Source organism: Luteibacter sp. KNZ12-1A (assembly GCF_056755675.1).
Map to the genome: position 1 here is coordinate 1 of NZ_JBPGXU010000106.1, position 12,829 is coordinate 12,829.

Genomic DNA, 12,829 nt, shown 5'->3' on the forward strand with positions numbered 1-12,829 from the left:
GGATGGCCGGCCGTTTCCGCTGAGCCAGGAAGGCGAATCGGAAACCCCCGCCCGACCGTCCGAGCCCGCCGGGGCGCCAGCCATCAAACACGGCCGCGCCAGCGGCATCCTTCCCCAAGGGACGGCGACTACCGTCGCGCCGAGGGTGGCGCCCGGCAACTCCCCTCGCCGCACACGACCAACGCGAGGGCGAAGCCGAGCCGGAAGCCCCACCCACCCCACGACACAAAGCAAAAAAAACCCCGCCATGAGGCGGGGTTTTCAGTGACCGAGTCCATGCGGGAGGGTTACGCGCCCACCGCCGAATAGCCCTTGAGCCGTTGCGCGAACTGCTGCAGCGAGCGGATGCCGCTCTGCTCGGCTTCCACGATCCACTGCTGCAAGGCCTTGAGCGACTTGTCGGCACCGCGCTCTTCCATCAGGGCCACGAGCCGGGCGCGGAACTCGCACACGGTACGCAGCGCCGGGCGGTTGGCCAGGGCGGCTTGCAGGCGCTCGCGGGCGTCGTTGTCGAGCCAGCGGCCGCCATCGGCCAGCGCGCGGCGCAGGCGACGCGGCACGGACTTGATGCTGTCCCCGGCCTGACCCATTTCCTCGCGCATCGTGGGCAGGATCACGTTCCGGTAATAGTCGGTGGTGGCCTGGAAGCGCAGGGTCAACACACCCTTCAGCGTCTCGGCGTCAGGCAGGTGCACGTTCGGACGGATGTTCAGGGTGGGCGCGACGCGCAGCACCTTGGCCAGGCCCAGGAAGCGCAGGCTGCAGATCGCCGCCCAGCCGATGTCGAACTCCCACTTGCGCAGGGCGAACTTCGCCGAACTGGGGAAGGCGTGGTGGTTGTTGTGCAGTTCTTCGCCACCGATCCAGAAACCCCAGGGCGAGATGTTCGTCGCCTTGTCGGAGCTCTCGAAGTTGCGATAGCCCCACCAGTGGCCGATGCCGTTGACGAAACCGGCCGCCCAGAAGGGGATCCAGATCATCTGCACCGCCCAGATCGCGAGACCGATCACGCCGAACAGCGAGATGTCGATGATGGCCATGAGCGTCGGGCCCCAGTAGGGGTGACGGCCGAACAGCTTGCGCTCGAACCAGTCGTCCGGCGTGCCGCGGCCGTACTTCTCCATGTCGGCCTTGTTGTAGCTGGCCTCGCGGTAGAGAGCCACGCCGTCCAGGAAGACCTTCTTGATGCCCGCGATCTGCGGGCTATGCGGGTCTTCCTCGGTTTCCACCTTGGCGTGGTGCTTGCGGTGGATGGCCACCCACTCCTTCACCACCATGCCGGTGGTCAGCCAACCCCAGAAACGGAAGAAGCCGTTGAGGGTCCAATGGAAATCCACGCCACGGTGGGTCGCGCTGCGGTGGTAGTACAGCGTCACCGTGAAGATGGTGAGCTGGGTGACCACGAGCAGATAGACCAGCATCTCGCCCCAGCTTGCGCGGGTGAGTCCGTTGGCCAGGAAATCGAGCAGGGTGTCGAGCATCGAGTCGGTACCGCGCGGGAAGTGAAAGGAGGCGTACAAGTCCAGTCTAACCAGCAACATCCATACCCACCAGCACGGAAAGCGGCAAATTGTGAAAGGAGTTGTTGTGGGATCGCGAGCCCATTCCGCACAATCGCCGGATGACTTCCCGTCCACCCGTTCAGACTGATCACGACCGCCTCGCACGTTGGGCGCAAGATGCTACGTATAGCGCGACGATCGCCGACGTAGTCGCATGAGCACGAGTCAATGCTGAATATCGAAGGCATTTCGCGACGTCGTTCCGGCCGGGAAGCGGTGACGGACGTGTCCTTTTCCCTGAACCGCGGTGAAGTACTGGGCCTGCTCGGTGTGAATGGCGCGGGAAAATCCACGACGCTTTCGATGCTTTCCGGCGTGCTCCGGCCCGACCGTGGGCGGATCGAACTCGACGGCCGGGATTTCGTCGCCCATCCCGCCCTTGCCCGCCAGCTCGTCGGCTGGCTTCCCGAGAGCGCGCCGTCATGGCCCGAACTCTCCGTGGAAGAGCACCTCATCGCGTTCGCCCGGCTGCGCGGGGCCACCCGGCAGGCGGCGCGGCGGGCCGCGCAATCGATCATCGCGCGGCTGCAACTCGGCGACCTGCGCCGGCGCCTCGCCGGCGTCCTGTCCCAGGGCCAGCGCCAACGCCTCGGCCTGGCGTGCGCCCTGGTGCACGACCCCGCCCTCATCATCCTCGACGAACCGGCCAACGCCCTGGACCCGATCCAGGTGGGGGAACTGCGCAAGCTGATCCGCGAGCGCGCCATGGCCGGTTCGGCCGTCATTCTTTCGACGCACGTCCTCGCCGAGGTCGTCGCCGTCTGCGATCGCGTGGCCATCCTTCATGAAGGACGTCTGCGCCACGACGCGCCGCTGGGCGGAGAAGACGGTGGCGCCTCGCTGGAGAGGGTCTTTTTCGGCATCGCCACGGGGGCCGCGGCATGAGCGTCTCCGCCGTGACCGGTCTCGAATTGAAGCGTCTCGCCGTCCGCCCGCTGGCCTGGGCGCTGGCCGCGCTGACCATCGCCTGGCTGGCCTGGACCTTCGTGCTCGGGCTGGGCCAGTTCCTCGGCGCCCAGGTGAAGCTCGCCGCCGTCGCCGACGCCCCGGGCTTCACCGATCTCGTGGCGATCCCCCTGCTCGCCGAACTGGCCAAGCTCGCCTTCCTCGTCGTTCCGCTGATGACCATGACCCTGATTGCCGGCGAACGCCGTGCCGGCACGCTGGCCCTCCTCGCCTCCACGGGCCTGCCGCCGTGGCGCATCGTGCTCGGCAAGTACCTGGCCGTGCTCGCGTGGCTGGCCTTGTGGCTGCTGGCCACCCTGGCGATGCCCCTGGTCGTCGGCTTCGGCTCCACGGCGGACTGGGGCAAGCTCGCCTCGGCCACCCTCGGCACCGCGCTTTTGCTGGCCACGCTGGCCGCGATCGGCATCGCCTGCTCCGCGGCGACCGCCTTCCCCGCCATCGCCGCGGCGATGACCCTCATCGTGACGCTGGCCCTCTGGACGATCGACCGCGGCGCGCAGGCGGCCGGCGTCAGCGGTGGCTTCCTCGAATGGCTCACCATGGCGACGCATCTGCAAAACCTCCTGCGCGGTCTCGTTGCATCCAGCGACCTGGCCTGGTTCGCGCTGGCGATCGCCTTGTCGTTGAGTCTCGCCATCCGTCGCCTGGCTTCCGACAGGGAGCGTCAGTGATGCGCCGCCTCGATCGTTGGCTCGTGCTGCTCGGCCTCTTCGTGGCCGCCGGTTGCATCGGCTTCCTCAGCTCGCGCCACGTATGGACCTTCGACTGGACGCGGGGCTCGCGCGCCAGCCTCGCACCCGAGAGCATCGCGGTGCTGGACAAGCTGCGCGGCCCGGTCGACGTCGTGGGCTACATCTCACCCACCGGGCCGTTGCGCGAACAGATCGCCGCCGTGCTCGAACGCTACATCCGTGAAAAGAAGGACCTCGCGCTGTCCTTCGTCGACCCCGACGTCGATCCCGCCGCCTCACGCCAGCTGGGCATCGCCGGCGACGGCGCGCTGCTGGTTCGCTACCAGGGTCGCGAGGAACGCGTCGAAAGCCCGATCAACGAACGCAATCTGTCGAACGCCCTGGAGCGCCTCGCCCGCGGTGGCCAGCGGATCGTCGCCTTCGTGACGGGTGACGGCGAACGCCAGGCCGACGGACACGCCAACGCCGACCTCGGTGCCTTCATGAGCCAGGTCGAGTGGCGCGGCATCCGCGCCGTGCCGCTCAATTTCAGCCAGACCCGGGGCGTGCCCGAACATACCGACCTGGTGGTGCTTGCCAGCCCCAGCGCTCCTCTTCCGGCGGCCACCGTCGGCGCGCTCGTCGACTATGTCCGCGGTGGCGGCAACCTGTTGTGGATGGCCGAGCCCGGCAATGGCGACCTCGGCACCGGCGCCATCGCCGACGTGCTGGGCGTTCGCGTACTGCCCGGCGTGCTGGTCGATGGCCAGGGAAGCACACTCAACGTCGACGACCCCCGCATCGTCGTGGTCGGCGATTACCCTTTCCATGCGATCACCCGGGCGTTTCGCGACACCACGCTGTTCCCCCAGGTATCCGCGCTCGCGCAGGTATCCGATCACGATTGGGCGGTCGTGCCCTTCCTGCGTTCGGGCGAGCGCAGCTGGACGGCATTCGGTGGCATCGACAACGACAAGCCTTCCACCGTCGCCTTCCATCCCGAGGCGGGCGAACTGAAGGGACCCCTCGACTTCGGCTTCGCCCTGAACCGCCTCTCGCCCAGCCCGGCCAAGAGCGAACAACGCGCCGTGATCGTGGGCGATGGCGACTTCCTCTCCAATACCTACGTCGGCAATGGCGGCAACCGCGCCCTGGGCGAGCGCATTATCGATTGGCTGCTGGGCGACGACGTGCTCGTGGACTTGCCCGCCCGCGGGGCGCCGGATCGCGTGATCTCGCTCTCCCAGGAGGGCCTCAATGCGGTCACGCTGGGTTTCCTGGTCGCGCTGCCACTCGCGCTCCTGGGCTTGGGCGTGGGCATCGCATGGCGACGACGGAGGCGATGAGGTGAAAGCCAGGCTGGCGGGCCTCGCCCTGCTCGTATTCCTCGTCGCTGCCGTGGCATGGCAGTGGCACGCCGATGACGCCCAGGCGCGCGCGTTCACGCTCACCCCGCTCGATCCGGATGCCGTGCAAAGCATCGAAGTCGAGCTGAAGGGACTGCCGGCGCAACGGTTCGACCGGCGCGACGGACACTGGACCAGCCCGGCGGGTCCGGTCGACGAAGGACGGGCACAGGAACTGGCCGCGCTGGCGGCGACGCCGGTGTCGGGGTGGACGCCGGCCAGTGGCTTCGAAGCGGCGAAGATCGGCCTGGCGCCGCCCCTGGCCATCCTGGTCCTGGACGGTACGCGCATCGAGTTCGGGGAGATGACGGCATTGGGCAAGCAGCGCTATGCGCGCGTGGCGGGACGGGTCGCGTTCGTGCCTGCCCAGGCGTTGCCGCGTGCGCCGCGGACGGCTTCGCTACCGACGACCACGTCGAGCGCCCGGTAGGTACGCGGACGGCGCGCTCCCGTCTCCCGACGGCGCTTGCCAGGCGCGACGGCACACCCCATCTTTCACGCATGCCAGAACTGCCCGAAGTAGAAACCACGCGTCGCGGTATCGCTCCCCACATCGAGGGCCGCCGTGTCACGGGCGTGGTACTTCGCCGTCCGGACCTGCGCTGGCCCATCCCCGCGGAGGTTTCGACGCTGCTGCCGGGACAGGTGATCGACAGCGTGGAGCGGAGGGCGAAATACCTGCTCTTGCGGACCGAAGCGGGCACCGCGCTATTGCACCTGGGCATGTCGGGCATGCTGCGCGTGCTCCCCGCGGATACGCCGATCGGCAAGCATGACCACGTCGACATCGCGTTCGACTCCGGGCAGGTGCTGCGCTTTACCGATCCCCGCCGCTTCGGCGCGTTGCTTTGGCAGATGCCGGGCGAAACGCACGAATTGCTCGAAGGTATCGGGCCCGAACCGCTCACCGAGGCGTTCGATGGCGACCTGCTGTGGCGGGTGTCGCGAGGCCGCTCCGCCGCGGTGAAGACGTTCCTGATGGACAATGCCGTCGTCGTCGGCGTCGGCAACATCTATGCGAGCGAAGCCTTGTTCGCCGCCGGCATCGACCCGCGTCGCGCGGCCGGGAAGATATCGCTCGAACGCTATCGAAAGCTGGCGATGGAGGTGAAGCGCATCCTCGCCCATGCCATCGACCGGGGCGGTACGACACTGCGCGATTTCCTCGCACCGGATGGAGCGCCCGGTTATTTCTTCCAGGAACTCTTCGCGTACGGGCGTGCGGATGAACCCTGCAAGGTATGTGGAAAGGCCATCCGCGTCGTGACGCTCGGCCAACGCGCTTCCTTCTATTGCCCGGGCTGCCAGAAGTAGCAGGGACGACGTGAAATGACGGCCTGGCCCTACGGCGCCGCGAGGGTGTGACTTCCTAGACTTCCGTGCCACATCCCTGCCACGGAAGCTCCGCATGAACAGCCCACGCCCGAAGCCGATCATCCGACGCGGTGCGTTCCTCGCCCTCGGCATCGGCCTACTGGCCGGCACGGCCCTTGCCGACGCTCCCGCAGACACGAGCCGGCCATTCGACCGCTACAGCTGGGTGACCAGCCACAACGCCTTCACCAGCAACGGCCTGTTCCCCAACCAGACCCAGACAGTGAGCGAGCAGCTTGCCGGAGGCGTGCGCGGACTGATGCTCGACCTGCACTCCGGCCAGGGGCGCGTGCTGCTCTGTCACAACGTATGCACAGGCCAGGCGCAGCCCCTCGCCGACCTCGTCAACGAGGTGCTCTTGCCGTTCCTGGAAAGCGACCCCGACGCGATCGTCAGCCTTCACCTGGACGATTTCACCGATGCGAACGACCTGGTCGCCGAACTCGGAAAGTCGCCGGGCCTGGTAGGAAAGACCTTCGATCCCCATGCATGGCCGACACCGGAATGGCCCACGCCCGAGGACATCGTCAAGAGCGGGCAGCGCGTGCTCATCTTCAGTCTCAAGCGCGACAACAGTGGGGCATTGATGACCCGCGCGGGTGCGATCCACATCATGCCAAGCGAGGATTTCACCGTGGAAAACTACTGGAGCCTCGGCGCGACACCCCTGACCCACGACAACAGCTGCCACAGCCGCTGGGACACCCCGTTATCGCGCCGGGAGATCCCGGGCAAGCCCGGCTGGCGGCCATTGTTCACGATGAACCAGTTCCACGGAGCACCGTTCGAAAGCCATGCCCGCAGCGACAACGATTTCGACCGGCTCCAGAGCCGGTACCTCGATCATTGCCGCCCTTCCGCACGACGCAAACCGAACTTCGTCGCCGTGGATTTCCACCAGCACGGCGATACCGCGCGCTTCGCGAACTGGCTCACGCGGTCGGCGCCGGACGAACTGCCGTGAACCGGATCAGTCCGGCCAGCGCATGTCCGCATGGGAGTTGTTGAAGGCGGGGTCTTCTTCGTTGCCGGACAAGGTCACCGCCAATCCACCCGGCACGCCGTCGACATCGATCGTCTGCGCGGGATCGAAATGCGCACCCAACGCCCCCAGTTCCACGAAACGCTCGGCCAACGCGCCGGCGCGATCGATCTCGCGATCGGGCACGTTGGCGAGGCTGATGTCCGGACGACCGAACTTGCGCATGCCGCGTGTGCGAATCCAGGAACGCCCCTTGGCTTCTTCGGGGCTGCAGAGGATCAACACGTGGTGGCGAGGGGGCGCGCCGCCCTGCACCAGGTAATGCTCGCGCCAACCCGCGGCGTCGAACAACGTGAGTATCTGCGGATCGACGACCGCCTTGCCACCGATGTCGGTCAGCGCGGCCACCACGCCGAGCGTGTCGCGCAGGTAGTCCAGGCGGTCGCGATCGGCGAAGCGGCCACGAATGGCCACGACATGCGGAGCGGCCTTGGCCGCCTGGAAGGCTTCCGGATTGTCTTCGCGCAAGAGTTCGCCAAGCGCGCCGGACAGGGGATAGCCTTCCCAGCGCGCGAGCACCGCGTTCTGGAAGCGCTGCAACTCCACGCCCTCCGGCAGTCCCGGGCTGCCGTAACGGGCGGCGGGAATGGCCAGGTCCTCGGCGAAGGCGCCGAACACGAAGAACAGCAAGACCGCCTGCTCGTCACTCGGTTTCCAGTAGGGGCGCGGCCATTCGGCGGCGTGTGGCGTCGTCTCGGTCACGCGTGGCTTCCTTCGTCGGGATCGTTTTCTCCGAGCGGCAGCACCGATTGCTGCAACTCGATACGGCCGTCACCGCCGGTAATGCTCTTGAATTCGGCGCGGCTCACGGAGACATAGCGGTCGTTGCCACCGATCTCAACCTGCGGCCCCTGGGTCACCGCACGGCCGTGCTCGTCGACCCGCACCACCATGGTGGCTTTCTTGCCCGAATGGCAGATCGTCTTGATCTCCTCCAGGTTGTCGGCCCAGGCCAGGAGATACTTGCTGCCTTCGAAGAGCTCGCCACGGAAATCCGTGCGCAACCCATAGGCGAGCACCGGAATGCCAAGGCGGTCGACCACGTCGGAAAGCTGCCAGACCTGGGCCTTGCTCATGAACTGGGCTTCGTCCACCAGCACGCAATGCAGGGGACCGCGGCGCTCGATATCCCGCTCCACGAGACCGAAGATGTCGTCCTCGCCGCCGAAACGCATCGCCCGGGCCTGCAGGCCGATACGCGAGGCCACGATGCCCTCGCCATAGCGATGGTCCAGCGCCGGCGTGAGAATGAGCGTGCGCATGCCACGCTCGTGGTAGTTGTGCGCGCTTTGCAGCAGGGTCGTGGTCTTGCCGGCGTTCATCGCCGAGTAATAGAAGTAGAGCTTGGCCATGCGGTCGGTCCGGTGCGTGACCGGGCATGGTACCGCCAAGCCCGCCGGCCGGCATACGGCCCGCCTCCCCACCTGCTAACATCCGTGGCCTCGTCCGCCTGTCCTACGGCCGATCCCGATGCTCAACCCGCAACAACACGCGGCTGTCGAATACTGCGACGGCCCCCTCCTCGTGCTGGCCGGCGCCGGCTCCGGCAAGACCCGTGTCATCACGGAAAAAATCTCCCATCTCATCTCGCGCCGGCACCTGGCCGCGGAAAAGATCGCCGCCATCACCTTCACCAACAAGGCGGCGAAGGAGATGCGCGAGCGCGTCGGCCGGCTCATCTCCGATGACGCGGCGAAAGCCCTTACCGTCTGCACCTTCCACGCGCTGGGCCTGAAGTTCCTGCAGATCGAGCATGAGCGCGCGCGGTTGCGGCGAGGCTTCTCCGTGCTCGATGCCGACGACAGTTCCAACATGATCAAGGAACTGTCACCCAAGGGAGTGAAGCCGGAAGTCATCCAGGGCATCCGCAACCTCGTCGGCCGCGCGAAGAATGCCGGGCTCACGCCCGAGGAAGCCATGGCTTCGGCGCGCAGCCCACGCGAGATCGAAGCCGCGACGATCTACGACCTCTACCAGCAGCGCCTGGCCGCCTTCAACGCGGTGGACTTCGACGACCTGATCCGCCTGCCCCTGCGCATCCTCGAAAGCGATGCCGACGCACGCGCCATCTGGCAGGAACGGTTGCGTTACCTGCTGGTGGACGAATACCAGGATACCAACGACGCCCAATACCGCCTGCTCAAGGCACTCTCCGGCCCGAAAGCGCGATTCACCTGCGTCGGCGACGACGACCAGAGCATCTACGCATGGCGCGGCGCCAATCCGGAAAACATCGATCAACTCGGCCGCGACTTCCCGCAGCTTCGCGTCATCAAGCTGGAACAGAACTATCGCTGCGCTAAGCGCATCCTGCGCGCGGCGAACCATTTGATCGCGAACAATCCGCACGTGCACGAGAAGAAGCTGTGGAGCGACCACGTCGAAGGTCCACCCATCCGCGTCATCGAGTGCAAGGACAGCGAGCACGAAGCCGAGCGCGTCGCCGCCATCGCGGCGAACCTGCACGCCAAGTACAAGGACAAGGGCATCCGCTGGGATGATTTCTGCATCCTGTACCGTGGCAATTTCCAGGCCCGCGCCATCGAGAAGGCCTTGCGCCTGGCAAGCGTGCCGTACCACCTCAGCGGCGCGCTCTCGTTCCTCGACCGCGCGGAGGTGAAGGACATCCTTTGTTACCTTCGCCTGCTCACCAACCCCACCGACGACGCGGCCTTCCTGCGCGTGGTGAACGTACCCAAGCGCGAGATCGGGGCGACGTCGCTGGAGAAGCTCGGCCAGATGGCGCAAGCGCGCAATGCGTCGTTGCTCGACGCCGCGCGCAGCGACGCCGCGCTGAAGAATATCTCGCCACGCCCCGCATCGGCGCTGGCCGGTTTCGCGCGGCTGATGGACGAACTGCGCAGCCACGCCGTCCACGAGAGCGCCGCCGAACTCGTCAACACCGTCATCGAGAAAACCGGCTACGGCGCGCAGATCGCCGCATCCACGCCCGACGAAACGCTCCGCGAACGCCGTCTCGGCAACCTGCGCGAGCTGGTGGACTGGTTCCGCGCGATGGGCAGGGACGGCGGCCGCACCGGCGATATCGCCGCCCAACTGGCGCTGCTCAGCCACGCCGACCGTGACGACCCGGGCAATGCGCTACGCATGATGACCCTGCATTCGGCCAAGGGGCTGGAATTCCGCTTCGTCTTCATCGTCGGATGCGAAGACGGCACGCTGCCGCATGAAGGCGCGATCGACGAGGGTCGCCTCGATGAGGAACGACGCCTGATGTACGTGGGCATCACGCGGGCCAAGGAGATGTTGACCTTGTCGTTCGCGGCGCGGTCGCGCAAGTACGGCGAGATCCTCAACAACGATCCCAGTCGCTTCCTCGGGGAACTCCCGCAGGACGACCTGCACTGGGACGGCAAGGATCCCGACGCCGACGCCGAGGTGAAGAAGGAGACCGCCGAGACGCACATGGCGAGGATCAGGGCGATGCTGGCCGGCGGCGCCTGATGGCCGAGCCGGCGCTGGCTCAGATGAGTTTTTCGGCTTCGAGTTCGCTCTTGAGGTAGGCGTAGTAGATCGGCGCGGCCACGAGCCCCGCCAGGCCGAATGCCGCCTCGAACACCAGCATCGCCACGAGCAATTCCCATGTCCGTGCGCGGATCTGGCCGCCGACGATGCGCGCGTTGAGGAAATACTCCAGCTTGTGCACCACGATCAGGAAGCCTAGCGCGGCCACGCCCACCCATAGCGAGACGGACAACGCCGCGATGGTCACGAGCGTGTTCGATATGAGGTTACCCACCACGGGCAGCAGGCCCGTCACGAAGGTCACCAGCACCATCGTCTTCGCCAACGGCACGTGCACGCCGAACAATGGCAGCGCGACGAGAAGGAAGATCGCCGCCAGCGCGGTGTTGATCGCGGAGATCTTCAGCTGGGCGAAGATGATGTTGTGGAACGCATGGGCCAGTCGCATCGCACGGGTCGACAACTCGAACGACAGCGGCCGCGCCGGACGGCCGCCCGCGCCATGGGTCACCGCGACGATCGCTCCCAGGACGAGGCCAATGAGGATATGCGCGAACACGCGCGCGGTCGTGGTGCCAGCCAAGCGAAGGTCGCCGGAATGCTCGTGCATCCAGGCCATGCCCTGTTCGCGGAAGTCGACGAAGCTGTCGGGAAGGCGCGAGGTCAACCAGGGCGGCAATTGCTCGTGGGCCTTGCTCAGCAAGGGCAGCAGTTTGCTGTCCCATAATTCCTGGGGATCGCCGATGTCGCGCCGGTAGAACGACAACGCGGCCACGACGATGAGGATGATCGCGCCCACCACGACCACGGTGACCACGCCGACCGCGATCAATCGCGCGCGTTCGCCGGGAATGACCCGCCGGATGAGTGGCGTGAGCGCTTCCACGACCTCGTACACCAGCAAGCCGGCGAGCAGTGCCGAGACGAGGTGGAGCATCAGGATGCCCCACAGTGCCAGCGCCGCGAGCACGTAGGTGGCGATCCGGATGCCGCGCGGGTCGTGCGGGATACCCGCCATATGGTTCAACTCCTCGAAGGTGGCGCGATTCCATCAGCCGGGCGATGAACGCTAGATCAAGCGCTCCGCTTCCAGTTCAGCCTTCAGGTACGCGTAGAAGATCGGCGCGGCCACCACGCCGGGGAGCCCGAAGGCGGCTTCGAACAGCAACATGGCCACCAGCAACTCCCACGCCCGCGCACGGATCTGGCCGCCGACGATGCGCGCGTTGAGGAAATATTCGAACTTGTGGATGACGATGAGGAATGCCAGTGCCCCCAATCCCACGTACAACGACACCGACAGGCCGACGATGGTGATCGCCGTGTTCGACAACAGGTTGCCGATGACCGGTAACAATCCGACCACGAAGGTGATCACGATCAGCGTCTTCGTCAACGGCAGGTGCACGCCGAAGAGCGGCAGTACGCAGAGCAGGTAGATCGCCGTGAACAGCGTGTTGAACAGCGAGATCTTGATCTGGGCGAAGACGATGTTGTGGAAGGCGTCGGCGAGCCGCGCGCTGCGCAGGCTCAGTTCCGCCGCGAAGGGGCCTATCTGGTGGGTGGGCCGGGCGCGGCTCAATGCGATGATCGCGCCCAGCACCAACCCGATGATGATATGCACCAGGACACGCGCGGCCTCCTTGCCGGCCAGTTGCAAGGTCACGGCATGCGAGCGCATCCAGTCCATCGCGGTGATGCGCAGGGCGTCCACGCTGTCCGGCAGGCGCTCCACCACGGCCTGCGGCAATTGCTGGCGAGCCCGCTCCACCACGGGCATGAGCTTGTTCTGCCAGAGGTCTTCCGGATTGCCGATCTCGTTGCGGAAGAAACTGATGCCGCCGAGGATGAGCAGGGTGAGCAAACCGACCACGATCACGCCGACGAGGGCGACGGCCAGCACGCGCGCACGGTCGCCCGAAAGCTTCCGTCCCATCAGGGGAGCCGTGGAGACCACGACCTCGTAGACCAGCAGGCCCGCGAGCAAGGCAGGCAGCAGGCGCAGGTAGAGGACGAGGAAAAGACCGAGTCCGGCGGCAATGTAGCTGGCGATGCGCACGGCGTGCGTCCGCGAAGGGGCGGCTTCCATGAGCGGTCTCGTCGTGGATGAGGGCGCAGTCTGTCAGGACGTGGGTGGTCGCGCCAGAGGCGTGCCGCCGTCGTCATGCTGTCGTAAACTGTCCTGACAATCGCCGCCCCACGGGCGCGATGCCTGTTTGCCAGGGGTTTCCATGATGAAGTTCGTCCCGGCCGCGCTCGCGGCTGCCCTCGCCCTCGCCGGCTGCGCCCATGCGCCGCAGGCCACGGCACCGGTTCCCACCC

12 protein-coding genes are annotated in these 12,829 nt (G+C 66.5%); 7 read left to right on the top strand and 5 right to left on the bottom strand.

What is annotated here, in order from left to right; all coding sequences use genetic code 11:
- Positions 1–287 precede the first annotated feature (287 nt).
- Complete coding sequence (locus ACR9ZJ_RS16350; RefSeq protein WP_481282732.1) at positions 288–1,481, bottom strand: DesA family fatty acid desaturase; 1,194 nt, start codon at positions 1,479–1,481, stop codon at positions 288–290.
- A gap of 249 nt (positions 1,482–1,730) precedes the next feature.
- On the opposite strand from ACR9ZJ_RS16350, the gene ACR9ZJ_RS16355 reads away from it, so the two are divergent.
- The 6 genes from ACR9ZJ_RS16355 to ACR9ZJ_RS16380 all read left to right on the top strand — a co-directional run bounded on the left by ACR9ZJ_RS16355 (position 1,731) and on the right by ACR9ZJ_RS16380 (position 6,943).
- A complete protein-coding gene (locus ACR9ZJ_RS16355) occupies positions 1,731–2,447 on the top strand; it encodes an ABC transporter ATP-binding protein (RefSeq protein ID WP_481281772.1) in 717 nt (238 codons plus the stop codon).
- Positions 2,444–3,199 carry an ABC transporter permease gene (locus ACR9ZJ_RS16360; protein ID WP_481288332.1) on the top strand — a complete coding sequence of 252 codons (756 nt, stop codon included), beginning with the start codon at positions 2,444–2,446 and terminating at the stop codon, positions 3,197–3,199. Before ACR9ZJ_RS16355 ends, ACR9ZJ_RS16360 begins: the two co-directional genes overlap by 4 nt.
- On the top strand, positions 3,199–4,545 hold the full coding sequence (locus tag ACR9ZJ_RS16365; RefSeq protein ID WP_481288333.1) for a GldG family protein: 1,347 nt from the start codon (positions 3,199–3,201) through the stop codon (positions 4,543–4,545). Before ACR9ZJ_RS16360 ends, ACR9ZJ_RS16365 begins: the two co-directional genes overlap by 1 nt.
- 1 nt (position 4,546) lies before the next feature.
- Positions 4,547–5,035 (top strand): hypothetical protein, encoded by a 489-nt coding sequence (locus ACR9ZJ_RS16370; protein WP_481288334.1) that lies wholly within the window; start codon positions 4,547–4,549, stop codon positions 5,033–5,035.
- Positions 5,036–5,106: 71 nt separating this feature from the next.
- The gene (gene mutM / locus ACR9ZJ_RS16375; RefSeq protein ID WP_481281776.1) at positions 5,107–5,919 is read left to right on the top strand and encodes a bifunctional DNA-formamidopyrimidine glycosylase/DNA-(apurinic or apyrimidinic site) lyase; all 813 of its coding nucleotides are present in this window, start codon (positions 5,107–5,109) and stop codon (positions 5,917–5,919) included.
- 94 nt (positions 5,920–6,013) lie between these two features.
- Positions 6,014–6,943, top strand: a complete 930-nt coding sequence (locus ACR9ZJ_RS16380) for a phosphoinositide-specific phospholipase C-related protein (protein WP_481288335.1) — start codon at positions 6,014–6,016, stop codon at positions 6,941–6,943.
- Between the two features lie 6 nt (positions 6,944–6,949).
- Here ACR9ZJ_RS16380 and ACR9ZJ_RS16385 read toward each other — a convergent pair whose 3' ends face one another.
- The gene (locus tag ACR9ZJ_RS16385) at positions 6,950–7,723 is read right to left on the bottom strand and encodes a hypothetical protein (RefSeq protein ID WP_481281777.1); all 774 of its coding nucleotides are present in this window, start codon (positions 7,721–7,723) and stop codon (positions 6,950–6,952) included.
- Positions 7,720–8,373, bottom strand: a complete 654-nt coding sequence (locus ACR9ZJ_RS16390) for a thymidine kinase (protein ID WP_481281778.1) — start codon at positions 8,371–8,373, stop codon at positions 7,720–7,722. Before ACR9ZJ_RS16390 ends, ACR9ZJ_RS16385 begins: the two co-directional genes overlap by 4 nt.
- 118 nt (positions 8,374–8,491) lie before the next feature.
- On the opposite strand from ACR9ZJ_RS16390, the gene ACR9ZJ_RS16395 reads away from it, so the two are divergent.
- A complete protein-coding gene (locus ACR9ZJ_RS16395; RefSeq protein ID WP_481288336.1) occupies positions 8,492–10,486 on the top strand; it encodes a UvrD-helicase domain-containing protein in 1,995 nt (664 codons plus the stop codon).
- Positions 10,487–10,505: 19 nt separating this feature from the next.
- Here ACR9ZJ_RS16395 and ACR9ZJ_RS16400 read toward each other — a convergent pair whose 3' ends face one another.
- A complete protein-coding gene (locus ACR9ZJ_RS16400; RefSeq protein ID WP_481281780.1) occupies positions 10,506–11,525 on the bottom strand; it encodes an AI-2E family transporter in 1,020 nt (339 codons plus the stop codon).
- 51 nt (positions 11,526–11,576) lie between these two features.
- Positions 11,577–12,596 carry an AI-2E family transporter gene (locus ACR9ZJ_RS16405; protein WP_481281781.1) on the bottom strand — a complete coding sequence of 340 codons (1,020 nt, stop codon included), beginning with the start codon at positions 12,594–12,596 and terminating at the stop codon, positions 11,577–11,579.
- Positions 12,597–12,829 lie beyond the last annotated feature (233 nt).

Excerpts from the sequence above, each read along its gene's own strand:
- ACR9ZJ_RS16390 (WP_481281778.1), bottom strand. The coding sequence starts at position 8,373 with ATGGCCAAGCTCTACTTCTATTACTCGGCGATGAACGCCGGCAAGACC.
- ACR9ZJ_RS16355 (WP_481281772.1), top strand. The coding sequence starts at position 1,731 with ATGCTGAATATCGAAGGCATTTCGCGACGTCGTTCCGGCCGGGAAGCG.
- ACR9ZJ_RS16380 (WP_481288335.1), top strand. The coding sequence starts at position 6,014 with ATGAACAGCCCACGCCCGAAGCCGATCATCCGACGCGGTGCGTTCCTC.
- ACR9ZJ_RS16400 (WP_481281780.1), bottom strand. The coding sequence starts at position 11,525 with ATGGCGGGTATCCCGCACGACCCGCGCGGCATCCGGATCGCCACCTAC.
- ACR9ZJ_RS16365 (WP_481288333.1), top strand. The coding sequence starts at position 3,199 with ATGCGCCGCCTCGATCGTTGGCTCGTGCTGCTCGGCCTCTTCGTGGCC.
- ACR9ZJ_RS16350 (WP_481282732.1), bottom strand. The coding sequence starts at position 1,481 with ATGCTCGACACCCTGCTCGATTTCCTGGCCAACGGACTCACCCGCGCA.
- ACR9ZJ_RS16405 (WP_481281781.1), bottom strand. The coding sequence starts at position 12,596 with ATGGAAGCCGCCCCTTCGCGGACGCACGCCGTGCGCATCGCCAGCTAC.
- ACR9ZJ_RS16360 (WP_481288332.1), top strand. The coding sequence starts at position 2,444 with ATGAGCGTCTCCGCCGTGACCGGTCTCGAATTGAAGCGTCTCGCCGTC.
- mutM (WP_481281776.1), top strand. The coding sequence starts at position 5,107 with ATGCCAGAACTGCCCGAAGTAGAAACCACGCGTCGCGGTATCGCTCCC.
- ACR9ZJ_RS16395 (WP_481288336.1), top strand. The coding sequence starts at position 8,492 with ATGCTCAACCCGCAACAACACGCGGCTGTCGAATACTGCGACGGCCCC.